The sequence below is a fragment of the Agarivorans sp. JK6 genome (genome assembly GCF_045277145.1).
Lineage (GTDB): Bacteria > Pseudomonadota > Gammaproteobacteria > Enterobacterales > Celerinatantimonadaceae > Agarivorans > Agarivorans albus.
The window spans coordinates 3,771,639-3,786,696 of record NZ_CP113525.1; the positions used below are offsets into that span (position 1 = coordinate 3,771,639).

Sequence of the window (15,058 nt, forward strand, 5' to 3'; positions counted from 1 at the left end):
ACTAGCCATTTGCCATTAACGCTTCTATTTCGGCGATAGATTTAGGCACATCGCTGGTCAGAATTTCACGACCATCGCTGGTTATCACCACATCGTCTTCAATACGAATACCTATGCCTTGATAAGCCGCTTGCACCTCGGCATCTGCAGGAATATACAGGCCAGGTTCAATGGTGATGGCCATGCCCTCTACCAATGGTCGAGTGCGCTTAACATCGTAATAGTCACCCACATCGTGTACGTCTAGGCCAATCCAATGTCCTAAGCCATGCATGTAATATTCTTTGTAAGCTTCTTCTTCAATAAGTGTGGCTACATCACCTTGCATAATGCCTAAATCAACCAAGCCACTTACCATAATGTTAAGCACTACTTGGTTCACCTCATAAATAGACACGCCCGGCTTTAACATATCTAAAGCGGCTAACTGGGCGTCTAAAACCACCTTATAAAGCTTGGCTTGCTCTGGGCTAAACTTGCCGTTTACTGGGAAGGTGCGGGTAATGTCTCCGGCATACATTTGGTATTCGGCGCCCGCGTCAATCAACACTAAATCGCCATCTTGCATCACACTTTCGTTCTCGGTGTAATGCAGAATACAAGCGTTGTCGCCAGCACCAACAATGGTGCCGTAAGCGGGTGCGCGTGAGCCAGCCATTAAAAATTCGTGATGGATTTCGGCTTCTAACTGGTATTCCCACATGCCTACTTTACAACTGCGCATAGCACGCACATGACCAGCGGCAGAAATCTCACCTGCTTTGCGCATTAGCGCCACTTCGTCGGCAGATTTTATCAAGCGCATTTCATCAACAATTAAGCGCCAGTCTTCGATTTGCTTAGGCGCTTTAAAGCCTTGGCGCAAACCATTGCGTAGGCATTCGATGGCAGCAAAAATTTGTTGATCGTAAGCCGGGTAACGCCCTTGTGCTAAATACACCTTATCTAAACCATCTAGCTCAAGATGCAAGTGCTCGCCTAGCTCTTCTATGGCGTGGGCTTTATCCATGCCTAAATTGCTAACGGCTTGCTCTTGGCCTAAACGGCGGCCTTGCCAAATTTCGGCAAGCTTATCTTTACGACGATTAAACAACACGGTGCGAGTTTCGCCAGCGTGTTTGATCAGTAATAACAATGCGCTGGGTTCGTTAAACCCAGAGAAGTAATAAAAGTCGCTGTCTTGGCGAAAAGGAAACTCAGTATCGCGGCTGCGCGTTTGTTCTTCGGCAGCACAGAAAATCGCAACACTGTTGTCTGACATGGCAGCAAATAACTGCTGACGACGTTGTAAAAACACAGCAACTCCTTGGCTTATGAGTGTTTAATGCAATGTAGGTTGTTGTTGGTCGCTATCACTGGCAGTTAGGTGAGCAAAGATAGTAATGGCGCCAATACGCACGTATTCCACTACTTGGAAAAGTGCTTGTTCGTTTTCTTCTTCATCATCATCTAAATCGGAAGATAATTGGCTAATTTCGGTGAAGTCTTTAACCAGTTCTTGCACATCTTCCGAGAGTTTATTTAGGTCGTTTTGCACTACCCCAAAACCCACTAAAAAGCTTTGCACCCATTGAGCTAAGGCTTCGGTGCGCTCTTCTACCACTACCTCGTCATCGGGCAGCATTAATTGAAAACCTAACAAGCTGTCGCTCATACCGCTGTGGGTAGCTTCCATTACAATTTTTAGCTGCTTTTTAATCTCAACAGGTAGGCCCTGGCCATCGTTAATCAGCGCATTAATCTGGCTCATCCAGTCGCCATCACTGGGTAAACCCGCTGCCAGTAGGCCGCTTATCAAGCCATGAACTTCGGCAGGGCTTACCAATATTTTTGAACCTATGAGTAGTTCACCCAGATCTTCGTAATCTGGATATGCAATTTTAGTCACATTAAATACCTAGCTACTTTTAGTTGGCTAATCCTAACACTGCTTAAGGGTAGCAGCCATTTTTAAACCTATATTTAGTGGCAGTTTATGGGCTATTTCTGCTGAGCTTCTTTCAGCTGTTGGCGGCGCAGGCGCACTCGCTCAATATATTGATCGCGAAACAGTTTAATTAAGGTGCTTTCTTGCTGGCGAATAAATCGCGCCGACATGTGAGTGGCTTTGGTAAATTGCAGGCACAACTGTGGGTAAGGATCGCGCTTGTTTTCAATCTTGCGAATAATTCTCGCTTCAAACTGATGCTCGTAACCTTCGGTACTGTAAAGCAGGCTTAAGTCTTCAAATTCGTCTTGGAGATCTTTGGGCAGGTAATCAACAATTTTGCTTAGGTCTTTGTGGAAAATAATTCGCCCCACCAATATTTTACTGGAAATAGGCAAAGGCTCGGCTGAAGATCGCCATTGAATACGGCAGCCACCTTCAGATACATCCAATACAGGGAAAACATGATCACCTAAGTACATCATCGGCATGAATTGCGCAGCGTAAGCGTCTTTCACTTCTGATTTTTTGCGGCCTTGAGGGTCAACATTGGCAATTTTAGTGTTAACCATTTTTATGAGGAGCTGAATCAAACGCACTGGGTAAACAATGCGATAAAATCTGCGACGTTCATCGGCAAAACTGCCTGCTTGCGCCATGAAGCTTTGTATCCTGTTACCTAAAAAACTTTGTAAACTGGCGTTAGCGTTAACGCTCAAATAATTATAGTTGGCTATGGTGGACAAATCGTTAGTGATATTCAAGCAAACAAACTGGGTTTTATGAGACCGATAACGCAGATTTGTTTAGCTTTACAGCAAACTGCTCGTAATTGCCGCAGCTTGCACCAAGCCGCAGCAACAATGGTTGCAAGTTAACGCGCTGCGCTATATATTCAGTCGATAATAGAGTTTAGCTAAGGCGAATCATGACGCAGGGCGTAGACATAATATTGTTAGGCAAGAACTACCGAGTAGCTTGCCCGGTAGGTGAAGAAGATAAACTTCGCCAAGCCGCCGACGAATTATCTCAACGTTTAGAAGCGCTCAAAGAAAAGAGCAGCGTTAATAGTACCGAGCACTTAGCAATAATGGTTGGTTTGCACCTCTCTTACGAGCTGCATAACGAACAAGCAAAAAATCAGAATTATGCTGATAACATGAATCAGCGCATAGTAGAGCTACAAAACACCATTGAACGCGCCTTGCTAGAGCAGAGCCAACCAGTGGGTAATGTTGAATAGAGTACTCGCAGGGTATTCGAAGTTTTACTACAGTGTATAAAGAGTTTAGTTTCCTGGGGTGTTCGCCAGTTGGTGATGTCCCTGAGCCGATAATTGTATCTTAAGGGTAATTTTTCCCTGCTATTGAGCATGCTCAGCCCGACTGAGAAGCCTACGGTAGGGTCTTGTTTCCCGCCTTGAACCTCATGGTTCAAGGGCTAAAATCAACAGCGGCACTCTGGGTACTTCTTTCTTCCTCTAATTGTTTCCCCCTTCATAAGAACCTCATGGCTCAAAGGCTAAAAACAACACATGCAGTCAGTTACTTCTTTCCTTTAAAGACACGATTTCCCTTTCCATAAGAACCTCATAGCTCAAGGGCTATAATCAACAGCGGTATTCTGGGTACTTATTTCCCAAAAAACCGACCCACAAATAGTAATCACACACTCGATAGCCAAGACTGTGCTTTTCAATCCCATCATCTTCGCCGAGTAGCGCAAATGAACAAGGGAGCAGAGTTGAAGTCTGTTTGAGCGTAGCGAGTTACTTCAACTCCCTTGTGAACGCGCAACGGAGGATCTAAGAAGATGCAGGGTGAGTTTTCTTTTTGCTTAGCTAAGCTTTGCTCGTTGAAGCTTAATGACGTCGCCGCAGGCGAAAGCCTTTACTCTATAGTTAACACACAAAGGAGCAAAACCTATTTAGTGCACCCAAACAGATCATATTCCAATTACTCCACATAAAACCTCAGTAACTCCCGCATCCATTTATCGCTAGTTAAAACACTTTATCAACTTAACTAACCGTTTATCGCATTCAAAACCGTTCCCCTAGCCACTCTCGTAATCTAATGCTCAAAGGACACGTTTTAACTAGGAAAAGTTTTGGCTCAACTTCGTTTTATTTGGCTGCTATTGTTTACCAGTACCTTTAGCCAAGCAGCTTGGCAACAGCAATGGCATTTAGAACTAGATAGCGGTTTTGCTAGCGCTTCAAATAGCCCGGTGTTCGACAGTGAGGACCAATGGTTTGGCGATGCAGCCCTGCGCTGGTTTCCTCAATATGGCAATGTACAAGGGCAGCTAGTGGCATTAAGCCAAGCCAAACAAAAGCAAGATAACCAGCACGATTTAATTGTGGCCGAGCTATTCTGGAAAACCGAGCTAGCCGAGCGAGACTTGTTAGTTGGTAAACAACGCATCGACTTAGGCGTAAGTTATGGTTTTCGCCCTTTGGATATGTTCCTGCCGTATCGGCGTAACCCGGTAGCTATTCAAGTAGAAGAAGGCGTGGGCGTATTAAGCCTTAGCCAGTTTAGTGGTAATGGCGAATATGCTTTATTTTATACCGACTCTTACCTAGCAACCGAATCCGAAGGCCTACAGCAACGCGGCCTAGGTTTACGTTGGTACCAACTTAATAACGATAGCGAATGGCAGGCAGTGAGTTATTACGATAATAAACGCGCACTTAACCTAGGTGGAACTTGGGTCACCACCTTTGGCGATGCTTGGGAAGTACATGCCGAGAGCCGTTACCAGCAGCATTATCAGCGCAGTGTTAGCCAACTAAACAGCAGCAACATTGGTCAAGTATCACCAGTAATCGAACAAGAATTTAATCATGGCTTTCAAGCCCTAATAGGCATGACCTGGGCAAATTTAAATGGTGATAACCTTATCCTAGAATATTGGTTTGATAACCGCGCGCTAAACCAAACACAATGGCAACAAGTCGCCGATATTAGTTATTACTTGCAGCAACAAAGTGGCGACATTAGCAACTTACGTTTTTCCCAAGGTGAAATGTTTAATGGTCAAAATTTGCTGCAACACAATGTAATGCTGCATTGGCACCGTGACATAGAAGATTGGCAACCGGCGTTTGATTTAATGCTAGCGCCAGAAGACGGTGGCGTGATCGCTACAGCAAGGCTGGATTACGAATTTAGCCAAGGATGGACGCTTGGCGCAAGGCTGCGCTATCTTGGTGGAGCGAGTGATGCGGTATATAGCTTATTACCGGAAAATAAAGTTGGCTTAATAAAACTCGAGGGACTCTTTTGAACAATAAATGCCTTTTATCAGTGTGGCGCTCGTTGGCAATTTGCGCGTTATTTTCCTTCCCCATTGCCTACCTCACCAATGCAATTTGGGGCGGTCCCTATTGGATGCATTTTGTTATTGCCTTAGGCTTTGGCACGGTAGGCACTTGCACCACTATGCTGATTGATACCATGTTTCCAAAGATGAGTAGTTTTTGGGCATTTGTGCTGAGCGCGCCACTCACCTTAAGCATTGGTAGCGCCCATACTTGGTATTGGATAAGCCCTTATTACGACGATTTTGATTGGCCATTAATGCTTAAAGTAGTGATTATTGGCTTATTTTTCTGTGCCGTTATTTACTACTACTTTTTTAGCCGCGAGCAAAACCTAAGCATGGCTTCGGCGCTGCAACAAGCCGAATTAGAAAAGCTAAAAGCGGAGCAAGCACTTACCTACAGCCAACTAAAATTACTGCAAAGCCAAATTGAGCCGCACTTTTTGTTTAATACTCTAGCCAATTTAAAAGCACTCATCGCAGTAGAGCCGAAACAAGCAGAAATTCTTTTAGATAAGTTCACCGAGCTATTAAGAGTTACCCTTAAAAAAAGCCGCCAAGAGAGCATTCGCCTAGAGGATGAGGTAGCAGGTATTAGTGCCTATTTAGCGATTCAACAAATTCGCTTAGGTGAACGTCTGCAGTATTCAGTAACGCTTACTTCGCAAGAGCTTAACCAGCGCCAATTACCACCGATGTTATTGCAGCCTTTAGTTGAAAATGCGGTTTTTCACGGCATTGAACCCAAGGCTGAAGGCGGCCATGTATATGTGCGCATTAATGTGGCCGAGCAGCGCTGGCAAATAACTATCGAAGATAACGGAATTGGCTTTAAGCAAGCTGCCAAACAAGGCCATGGTTTGGCCTTAAGCAACATCCAAAAACGGCTAGCGAGCTTATTTCCCAATCAAGCTAGTTTACATATTCAAGCTTTAGAAACCGGCGGCACCTTGGCCAAATTGGAGTTTCCATGCGAGCAATAATTGTTGATGACGAACCCTTACTGCGTTTTCATTTAGACAAAATGCTGGGTGAATGCTGGCCAGAGTTAGAGATTGTAGATAAGGCCGGCGATGGCCCAAGCGCCTTAATCGCTGCCGAGCAACTGGCCGCCGACGTGGTATTTCTGGATATTCGTATGCCCGGCATGACCGGCATTGAAGTGGCACAAAAGCTCAACCAGCTAGCTAAACCACCACATATTGTATTCACCACGGCTTTTGATGAATATGCGATTCAAGCTTTTGAACAACAAGCCGTTGATTATTTGCTTAAACCCATTGATGAGCAGCGCTTATTGCAAACCTGCCAACGTATTCAGCAGCGCCAAACAAGTGCTGAAGCTAGTCCCAGCTACGACCTTCAAGCATTAGTGCAAGCACTAGATGAAAAGCCCGAATATTTGCAGTGGATAAGAGCCAGTAAAGGAGAGGCGGTAGAGCTTATTGCCATCGATAACATTTTGGCCTTTGTGGCGGAAGATAAATACACCACGGTACGCAGCCAGCAAGGTGACTACGTTATTCGAACGCCACTAAAAGAGTTGCTAGGCCAAATTGAACCGGGATTATTTTGGCAAATTCATCGCTCAACCTTAGTTCGAGTTAACGCCATTAAACGGGTGAACAAAAACATGCTTGGCAAACTTACGGTTGCACTAGCTGACAATAGCGAATATCCGGTAAGCCGCAGCGCCAACCATTTGTTTAAAGCGATGTAAGCCTTAACGATTAACCTTTTTCCTAGGCATAAAAAAGCCCAGCGCTAAGGCTGGGCAAAAGCCTGCTAAGAATTAGCTTGCTTCAGCTTCTGGCTGAAGTTGTTTACGTTTAAGGTGTCTGAAGAAAATACCCACCAGCATAATCAAACCGCAGAATCCGTAAGTTTGCAGCAATGTTGGGTCATCCGACATTAAGCCGATATCTGAGAACATGATGAACGCGCCCAATACCATGTAAAGCACAATGGCCGATGCTTCAAAACGAAACTCCCAAGGTGTTACATCCATGTCTTTGTTAATAGGCATAACGTAGTCTTGCTCGCGTGGTTTAAAGGCACCAATTACAAACATTAAGATGGTACAAACCACAAACAAGATGGCTAACTGGTGTAGGAAGTGCAAAGGCGTTTCAAACACTAACTGCATCGCAGCGTAAGACGATACAAACACCACCAAGGCTACTTTGGCAGCAACAGCAGGAACACGCTTAGAAATATAGCCAACAAATACAATGGTAAAGATTGGCACACTAAAGAAGCCAGCAACCATTTGTAAGTATTGGAATAAACCTTCTGGGGCAAACATAATAAATGGTGCAATACACACTGCAATAATGGCAATAAGTACGCCAAATACTCGGCCCTTAGCCACCAACTCTTGGTCTGATTTACCATGACCAAACAAAGGCTTGTATACGTTAAGGGCAAACAAGGTAGTAGAGCTGTTTAACACCCCGTTAAAGGTACTAAGAATGGCACCAAACATTACCGCCACAAAAAAGCCCACTAGTGGTTTTGGTAATACTTCGTTTACTAAGCGGGTATACATTGTATCTGGGTTACCAGCATCTGCACCGAACATATGGAAGGCAATAATGCCGGGAATAATTAAGAACAATGGTGAAATAACTTTAATACCACCAGCTAAAATTACCCCTTTTTGTCCTTCTTTAAGGTTTTTAGCCCCTAAAGCACGTTGGATAATAGATTGGTCGGTTCCCCAGTAGTACAAGTTTACTAACAGCAAACCGGTAAACAGGGTTGAGAATGGTAGTGGATCAGTTGAGGTGCCCACCGACTGCAGTTTCTCTGGTGCAACCGTAACAATTTGATGTAAGCCATCACTAAAGCTACCGCCACCTAACACCATTAGGCCAAATACCGGAATCATTAAGCCGCCAATAATTAAGCCTACACCGTTAATGGTATCGGCAATTACTACCGCTTTTAAGCCACCGTAAATGGCATAAAAGAAGCCTAAAACACCAATAGTGGCAGAAATAATCGCAATAGCTGCAAACTCAGACACACCCAGTAAAGTTTGAATATCGAAGATTTCACCTAATACCACTGCACCGGCGTACAAGGTAGTAGGCAGAATGTTAATCACGTACTGGCATAGGAACAGCAAGGTGACAAACTTCTTCACCGATAAGTCATAACGGCTTTCTAAAAAGTCTGGAATGGTGGTAATTCCTTGCTTTAGATAGCGAGGCACTAACAGCAAGGCAATAATAATCAGGGTAACACCCGAGGCCACTTCCCAGCCCATTACACTCATGTTGTGCGTGTAAGACTGCGCACTCATACCCACAAAACTGGTGGCACTTAAGTTAGTTAAAATTAACGAGCTGGCAATTAAGCCACCGGTTAAGCTGCGGCCACCCAAAAAGTAGCCATCTTGGGAATCGTGCTTGTTTTTCTTAACTTTGTTGTAGGTAAATACCCCCACAAAGCCAGTAAACAGCAGGAACGATAAGAACACTGTTATAGACATGGTTAATCCTTCAAAAAGTTGGCGAGCGGCAATCACTGACCACTCGGTTGATACTAAAAACTCAATAACTAAATTCGTTTCAGGTGCACCATTAGCGCTGACTCGGGATCGAGGATCGGCAGGGTTAAGCCAATTTCACGCAGGTTATCGCCACTCAAAGTGAGGGTTTTATCTAACCAACTTGGGCGCTGTTTCATTAACTGGAAACTGGTCTCTGGCATTTCTACCAACTTAACTTGGTAGCTTGCTCCCGGCTCTACGCAGCTAATGCGCAGGGGTGCAGGTAAGGCGTAATCTGGCATCGCTAACTGGCATACCGTGATTAACATTTCGTCGTCACTTTGTACGCCATTAATGTGTTGGCGATGATCCGAAGCATTTAAGCGAAAGCTTCGGCCACTGTGTAACAACTGGCGATATTCTTTGTGCAGCGCAATGTAGTGAGCAAAGGCTTGTTTTTCTTCGCTAGCCACTTTAACTGGGTCTAGTTCTACACCCATGTGTCCGCTTAATGCCGTCATGCCACGCATGTTAATGTGATGGCAACGACGAGTTGTATGGCTCTCGTCTGGGCCGATGTGTGCGCCCATCACCTCTGGCGGGAAGAAATAGCTCATGCCACGCTGAATGGTTTGGCGCTCTAATGCATCATTACAATCTGAGGCCCAAAAACGATGAGTACGTTTTAGAATTTCAAAATCAATGCGGCCACCGCCTGAAGAGCAAGACTCGATTTCAACCTTAGGGTGTGTTGCTAGTAATTTGTCTAATAAGGCATATAGCGCTTTAGTTTGGCCATTAACCGCTGGTCGTCCAACATGACCTGGCTGTACTAATTCGCGGTTCATATCCCACTTTAAGTACGCGATGTTGTAGCGAGTAAGCAGCTCACTTAAACGCTCAAACAAGTAATCAAAACAATCTTGGTTTTGCAGGTTAAGTACGTACTGCCAACGGCCAGAAGGTTGATGATAGCCTTTAAGCTCAAGCACCCACTCTGGATGTTCGCGAAATAGGATAGAGTCTTTACTGATCATCTCAGGCTCAACCCAAAGACCAAACTCCATGCCTTGTTGATTTACATGCTCAATAACCGGCTCTAGGCCATTGGGGTATTTTTTCTCATCTAAATACCAATCACCTAAGGCACTGCGCTCGCCACTGCGTCCCACAAACCAACCATCGTCAATAATGAAACGTTCCACCCCCATTTCGGCGGCTTCGCTGGCCATTTTCATGATGTATTCAGGATCGTGCTCAAAGTAAATCCCTTCCCAGGTATTTAGGTGTACTGGTCGAGGTTTATTCTCAGGGAATTTAATAATGTTGGCGCGAACATAGCGATGGAAGCGATCCGAGATACCATTTAAGCCGGTATTGCTAGCACAGGCATACAACCAAGGAGTGCTGTAACTTTGCATGTAATCTAAACGTACTTCGCCAGCTAACAATAACTCACCAGCTTGCACAAAACGTCGGCCATCACTTTTTACGTCAGCCCGTAACTGGTGGTTACCACTCCACCCTAAGTGGAAGCCCCACACCTGACCATTTTGCTGGTCGAAGTTATTGCTACCGGCAAACAAGCCAGGGAAGTTTTCATGTGAAGTACGGCCGCGGCGGTTCTCTTGCATAAAGCCACCATGGGAGAACGCCTGACGGTGCGTTTGGAACTCGCGGCTCCAGCGACCATGAAAAGTCATCAACTCGTTGGCGTGATGCGGTAAGGGTAAAGTGGCGGAAAGCTTAGTGAGATAGTACTTGGTGTGTTCCAAGTTGGTTACACTAATGCGCTTTTTCACCACATCACTATCGTAATCAAGCTCTATCTCAATCTTAAGCTCTAAGTGCGCAACGTCGTCTCGTAAAGTGAATACTGCACAGCCTTCACTTGAATAATGTTCCGTGGTGGTAAAAACCGGCGCCCAGTCGTAACCATTGCGATGCCCTTCTATTCCGGGGGCATTAAAGTGGCCACTACCCAATTCAGGGCAAAGGCTTAAAGGCACATCCACATCTAAACGAGCTTGTGAAATTGGCCGCTCTGTCGATAGCAGAATATCTTCATCTATCTGCTCTATTTTATTGCCCCAATGTAAAATTTCTGGCACTCGCGCCAGCTTAATAATGAGGCTGCAATTTTTGCTACAAAGGTGAACAATCTGACTCATAACAACATCCAAGTGTTTGCGTAAACATTTAGCCGAAATATGCGCCTATTTGGTGTGTAAGGCTATTTAATCGCCAGCACAATGTGATCGAGATCGACAGGGAAAACGTTTACTTGTGACATTGATCGAGTTATGTTTTCGAAAACACAGTAACTACTGTAGCGCTAAATCGCGTTTTATTGGCTCAACTAAGATTTCCCTTAAACTGGGTGTTACAATTTGCTTGCTAAAGCGAAACAGTGAACTAAAAACAAGGGATTTGCAGGTGAGCGTTACATTTAAACAGGTTGCAGAGTTGGCGGGCGTATCTACACAAACGGTTTCTCGGGTAACCAACGGTGCCAGTAATGTTGCCCAAGAAACACGTGACAAAGTAAATGCCGCTATCGACAAACTTGGTTACGTGCCTAACAAAGGAGCGCAGCTATTAAGTGGGGCTAAATCTAAGGTTATTGGTTTAATTACCCTTGATGTATCACTGCATGGCATTTCGATTATTGCCAACAATATTCGTATTCAAGCCCAATTGCATGGCTACGGTACCTCGTTTGCGGTGGTGGATGAACACGCCTACCAAAAGATCGTAACAGCGACTCGAGAGTTAAAATCACAACGTATTGAATACATCATTGTGAACCTGCCTCTCACTAAAGAAGAAGCCGAGCAATTGGTAGAGCTATTCACAGATCTGCACTTTGTCTTTATCGATGTTCCCAATAACAGCCAAGTTAACTCGGTGAGTGCAGCACATCATCAAGGTGCCAGTGAAGCTGCTCAGCTAATGCTTAAGCAGCAACGCCAACGTTTGTTGCTCATTACAGGTCCTCACGATTCAACGGCTTCAACCCTGCGTTTACAGGGCTGGCTTAGCCAAATTAAGCACTTTGAGGCTACTGTGGTTGCTCAACTTGAAGGAGACTGGCTGGCCAGCAGTGGCTATCAGCTTACTCGTGAAGCATTAAACAATGGCGCGGTTATCGACGGCGTATTAGTTGCGAGTGACCAGATGGCCTTGGGAGTATTACGCGCCCTGCACGAGCATAGCCTAGCGGTACCGCAACAGGTTGCGGTAATTGGTTTTGATGACAGCGCCGATAGCGCCTACTTCTACCCTCCGCTTACCACCATTAAGCAAGACTTTGCGGCAATATCGGCCCAGGCGGTAGACATGTTGTTTAACGATTCGGCCAGCGAACCACCCTTTAAAGCCTCTGTAGCAACCCAGCTGATTGAGCGAGCGAGTACTCAAACCTTAGACTCGAAAACTTACAATAAGGCACAAATAGAGCAGCTACTACAGCAAGTTAAAAATGCATTGCCTTAGCAAGTAAAGTTAATCTAGTTTGCGCTAAAAGCCGCTTGCAGCGTGCGTACTTTTACACTGCTTTCTTCAATTAAACTAAACACCTTAGGGCGTACTTCGTAAATCCACCATTGATCATACAGCTGGCTGCAAATCTCTTGGCGACTTTGCTCATCTTTAAACTGCCTCAACCAAACAAACCATTCATCGCCATTGTCGTCACAATATAGGTAGCTATTAATCACCTCCACCCCCTTACTTCGCTGGTAGGGTAATATTTCCTTTTCCATCAAATTAAGCCACTGAGCGGTTTTTCCGGGCTTAATTTGGTACTCGCGTAATTCAATCACATTCATTTTAGATCCTTTCTCCCTAGGTCAATTCGCTTAAACAAATCGCTGTCGACTTTTTTTACATTATATAAGTCTTTGATACATCAATTAAAAATCAATATCCATATTTTTTATAAGGTTATATTGATAGGTCTGTTTTTTGCTTAACAACAAATAAGTCAGCAATTATTGTAAAACGGAAAAGCTGATTACTATCATCAACTTATAATGGAAATGTAAAATGAAGATACTCCCTTCTTGCTGCTGGGCCTTGGTGCTCGCGGCTAGCATAAACGTAGCCCATGCGGTGCCCTTCTACTTAAATTTAGGTGGTACTAGCACAGCCAAGGCAGACTACTTAACCACTAACATTCATGCTACTTCGGCTCTGCAAAATGGCAACTGCTCTGGTGGCTTTTGCAGCCCAGATGTCAACTCAAGCTTTACTGAGTCAGGCAACGGCAATGCTACAGGTTTATACCGAAACCCTAATACCCCACTTTATAACGCTGGCTTAAATAATAACTGGGCGATGACCTTTGACTACAACGATTTAAGCGGCGGGTTTACCGATACGGGTGGCGTTAGCTTCGACCAGGGTGGCAACATCAATATTAACTTCACTAGCGTTTTAGGCTACGACCAAAACAGTGGAGAGATTATTTATGGTGACAGCATTAAAGTGGCGCAGCTAGTTGTTAACTCTGGCAGCGCAGTAATGGGTGATGTATCGCTAACCGGGTCTTTTGACTACAGCTGGTACGATGCAGCCGTAGACGATGCGCTAGCTGAAGACTTTTTCTCTACCGATTACGGCAGCTTATTTGAGCTTTGGGAAAATGGAGACAACCTAGTGTGGCAGCTTAACTTTAACATCACCGACAATATGAATACTCCTTACCTTGGTGATGAAGGTGAAGCCTATCGCGATACCATTCTTAACGGTCAATTTGCCATTGTCTCAGTTTCGGAACCTGGAACCTTGGCTTTATTTGGCATCGGCCTTATCGCCCTAGGTTTAAGACGCCAACACAAAAAAATCTAATCCTTTAGATCTTGTTATAGGCAGGTGTAGGTTTTTTTACGCACCTGTTTTTTTTTGCTTATCGCAATTTAAGGCGACTTTGTTGTTAGGGCCTGTTGATCTTTGCTGATGGTTTTTACAGCAATTTATTAGCCATTTAGGCAAGGCAGTGAGTGTGAAGTTAAGTGGGCTTAATAATCACTCGCTAACGCTGAATAAATAGCTAAGAAATGCTGCCCGAAGGGTTCAGATAAGCGAACTTTACTCTTCGTTGATCACTTTTCATTTAGCCCACAAAGTGCTCGCCGCGATTAAAGCCCGCTTATCTTGAATAAAATTTCAACACCAAAGATCAACAGGCCCTAGTCGCTAACGACTAACGTCGTCATCGCTAAGATAAACAAAAACAAAATAATCGCTGCTTTTGTAAGCTAAATCACATATTGTAATACAATAATAGAATGTACTATTTTGGTCGCTCAGTCATATGGCTGCTTGTTTGACTCTTTAAACAAAGCTAATTGGGTTCAAAGCCTTATCCACATAGGTATAGAAGCCGGTGATTACAACCAAGTTAGCTTTTACAAATGAGCACACGATCAGTAAACAGTTTTGTAGGGGCGGTGCCCGCCCGACTCTCCTCATTGGGCACCGCTCTTACTTCTTTCTCGCTAAGTCCTGATTCATCCCTCTGCCTACAATTATGCTTAACTCTCTACCGGTAAGTGACCCGTTTTCACCAAAATAATCGTTTCTTGTTCAACAAAGGGGTGATGCTGACTCATATGCGGGCTACGCAGCCAAGTAAGTTTAGGGTAGCTACCATGTTCGTCTTTAAACTCTCCCGACAAAACTAAAATCTCTTCACCACCAAAATGACGATGCGGTTGGAAAATCTCACCGGCAGGCCACTTAACCAATGCCACATGTTCATGTTCAAACTCATGCAAAGGCATTACTTCCAAGCCCCCAATTCCCGGCAGCCAAGGTGTTTGTTTAGTGTTAACTCTTACCTGAGTAAGATCGCGCGCATCAAACTGATTAAGTTTCACAAATATCACGCAGCCTTGTTTGCTAAAAGGGCTATGTTTGCTGCCTGGCGGATTACGAATATACGTACCCGCTGGGTAATCGCCATGCTCATCAGAAAACACGCCTTCTAATACCAAGATTTCTTCACCTTGTGGATGCGGATGTTCAGGGAAAAAAGACTTTGGCTGATACTGGACAATGCTGGTGACATGACCAGACTCTTTAGCTTCTCGCTCTAGCGGTTTACGCAATACCCCAGCAGAGGGGCTAGCTAGCCAATCCATTTGTTCGGTATCGATCGCCAAGGCTTGGTCAAAATTCATGTTGAGCATAATGGTTCCTAAAAAACGCTGTTAACCATTAGAGTTGCTTGCTTGACAATAAATTTCAAGCTCATGCCCTTAAGCTTGAATTTGTCATTGCCAAGCACTAACGACTGCAGCATG

At 44.6% G+C, this 15,058-nt stretch carries 13 protein-coding genes, 1 other RNA gene and 1 pseudogene; 8 read left to right on the forward strand and 7 right to left on the reverse strand.

Annotated elements, in window-relative coordinates; genetic code table 11:
• Position 1: 1 nt before the first annotated feature.
• The 3 genes from pepP to OV592_RS17400 all read right to left on the reverse strand — a co-directional run bounded on the left by pepP (position 2) and on the right by OV592_RS17400 (position 2,586).
• Positions 2-1,297 carry a Xaa-Pro aminopeptidase gene (gene pepP / locus OV592_RS17390; protein ID WP_406609476.1) on the reverse strand — a complete coding sequence of 432 codons (1,296 nt, stop codon included), beginning with the start codon at positions 1,295-1,297 and terminating at the stop codon, positions 2-4.
• A gap of 24 nt (positions 1,298-1,321) precedes the next feature.
• Entirely contained in the window at positions 1,322-1,888 is a 567-nt protein-coding gene (locus OV592_RS17395; RefSeq protein WP_406609477.1) for a UPF0149 family protein, read from the reverse strand.
• Between the two features lie 92 nt (positions 1,889-1,980).
• Positions 1,981-2,586: a hypothetical protein gene (locus OV592_RS17400; protein ID WP_338622175.1), complete on the reverse strand. Its 606-nt coding sequence runs from the start codon at positions 2,584-2,586 to the stop codon at positions 1,981-1,983.
• A 269-nt stretch (positions 2,587-2,855) separates the two neighbouring features.
• Here OV592_RS17400 and zapA point away from each other — a divergent pair, with 269 nt between their 5' ends.
• The 5 genes from zapA (at position 2,856) to OV592_RS17425 (ending at position 6,974) form a co-directional block, all read left to right on the forward strand.
• A complete protein-coding gene (gene zapA / locus OV592_RS17405; protein ID WP_152780319.1) occupies positions 2,856-3,170 on the forward strand; it encodes a cell division protein ZapA in 315 nt (104 codons plus the stop codon).
• Positions 3,171-3,217: 47 nt separating this feature from the next.
• A non-coding RNA gene (gene ssrS, locus OV592_RS17410) (6S RNA) lies at positions 3,218-3,398 on the forward strand.
• A gap of 638 nt (positions 3,399-4,036) precedes the next feature.
• Entirely contained in the window at positions 4,037-5,218 is a 1,182-nt protein-coding gene (locus OV592_RS17415; RefSeq protein WP_406609478.1) for a hypothetical protein, read from the forward strand.
• The gene (locus OV592_RS17420; protein WP_406609479.1) at positions 5,215-6,237 is read left to right on the forward strand and encodes a sensor histidine kinase; all 1,023 of its coding nucleotides are present in this window, start codon (positions 5,215-5,217) and stop codon (positions 6,235-6,237) included. The genes OV592_RS17415 and OV592_RS17420 overlap by 4 nt, the downstream gene beginning before the upstream one ends.
• The gene (locus OV592_RS17425) at positions 6,225-6,974 is read left to right on the forward strand and encodes a LytR/AlgR family response regulator transcription factor (protein WP_406609480.1); all 750 of its coding nucleotides are present in this window, start codon (positions 6,225-6,227) and stop codon (positions 6,972-6,974) included. The genes OV592_RS17420 and OV592_RS17425 overlap by 13 nt, the downstream gene beginning before the upstream one ends.
• A gap of 72 nt (positions 6,975-7,046) precedes the next feature.
• Here the strand turns inward: OV592_RS17425 and OV592_RS17430 are convergent, their stop codons facing one another.
• Both OV592_RS17430 and OV592_RS17435 read right to left on the reverse strand, forming a co-directional pair.
• Positions 7,047-8,750 carry a solute:sodium symporter family transporter gene (locus OV592_RS17430; RefSeq protein WP_406609481.1) on the reverse strand — a complete coding sequence of 568 codons (1,704 nt, stop codon included), beginning with the start codon at positions 8,748-8,750 and terminating at the stop codon, positions 7,047-7,049.
• A gap of 68 nt (positions 8,751-8,818) precedes the next feature.
• Positions 8,819-10,921 (reverse strand): alpha-galactosidase, encoded by a 2,103-nt coding sequence (locus OV592_RS17435; protein ID WP_016403183.1) that lies wholly within the window; start codon positions 10,919-10,921, stop codon positions 8,819-8,821.
• 265 nt (positions 10,922-11,186) lie between these two features.
• Between OV592_RS17435 and OV592_RS17440 the strand changes: the two genes are divergently transcribed.
• Positions 11,187-12,245, forward strand: coding sequence for a LacI family DNA-binding transcriptional regulator (locus OV592_RS17440; RefSeq protein WP_406609482.1), 1,059 nt, complete (start codon positions 11,187-11,189; stop codon positions 12,243-12,245).
• A gap of 14 nt (positions 12,246-12,259) precedes the next feature.
• On the opposite strand, the gene OV592_RS17445 is transcribed toward OV592_RS17440, so the two are convergent.
• Positions 12,260-12,580 carry an NIPSNAP family protein gene (locus OV592_RS17445; protein WP_406609483.1) on the reverse strand — a complete coding sequence of 107 codons (321 nt, stop codon included), beginning with the start codon at positions 12,578-12,580 and terminating at the stop codon, positions 12,260-12,262.
• Positions 12,581-12,797: 217 nt separating this feature from the next.
• Between OV592_RS17445 and OV592_RS17450 the strand changes: the two genes are divergently transcribed.
• Both OV592_RS17450 and OV592_RS17455 read left to right on the forward strand, forming a co-directional pair.
• Complete coding sequence (locus OV592_RS17450; protein ID WP_406609484.1) at positions 12,798-13,601, forward strand: PEP-CTERM sorting domain-containing protein; 804 nt, start codon at positions 12,798-12,800, stop codon at positions 13,599-13,601.
• A 127-nt stretch (positions 13,602-13,728) separates the two neighbouring features.
• Positions 13,729-13,911: pseudogene (locus OV592_RS17455) on the forward strand (hypothetical protein).
• Between the two features lie 376 nt (positions 13,912-14,287).
• Here the strand turns inward: OV592_RS17455 and OV592_RS17460 are convergent.
• A complete protein-coding gene (locus tag OV592_RS17460) occupies positions 14,288-14,944 on the reverse strand; it encodes a cupin domain-containing protein (protein ID WP_338622183.1) in 657 nt (218 codons plus the stop codon).
• Between the last annotated feature and the right edge of the window lie 114 nt (positions 14,945-15,058).

Excerpts from the sequence above, each read along its gene's own strand:
- OV592_RS17435 (WP_016403183.1), bottom strand. The coding sequence starts at position 10,921 with ATGAGTCAGATTGTTCACCTTTGTAGCAAAAATTGCAGCCTCATTATT.
- zapA (WP_152780319.1), top strand. The coding sequence starts at position 2,856 with ATGACGCAGGGCGTAGACATAATATTGTTAGGCAAGAACTACCGAGTA.
- OV592_RS17450 (WP_406609484.1), top strand. The coding sequence starts at position 12,798 with ATGAAGATACTCCCTTCTTGCTGCTGGGCCTTGGTGCTCGCGGCTAGC.
- OV592_RS17430 (WP_406609481.1), bottom strand. The coding sequence starts at position 8,750 with ATGTCTATAACAGTGTTCTTATCGTTCCTGCTGTTTACTGGCTTTGTG.
- OV592_RS17400 (WP_338622175.1), bottom strand. The coding sequence starts at position 2,586 with ATGGCGCAAGCAGGCAGTTTTGCCGATGAACGTCGCAGATTTTATCGC.
- OV592_RS17460 (WP_338622183.1), bottom strand. The coding sequence starts at position 14,944 with ATGCTCAACATGAATTTTGACCAAGCCTTGGCGATCGATACCGAACAA.
- OV592_RS17445 (WP_406609483.1), bottom strand. The coding sequence starts at position 12,580 with ATGAATGTGATTGAATTACGCGAGTACCAAATTAAGCCCGGAAAAACC.
- OV592_RS17425 (WP_406609480.1), top strand. The coding sequence starts at position 6,225 with ATGCGAGCAATAATTGTTGATGACGAACCCTTACTGCGTTTTCATTTA.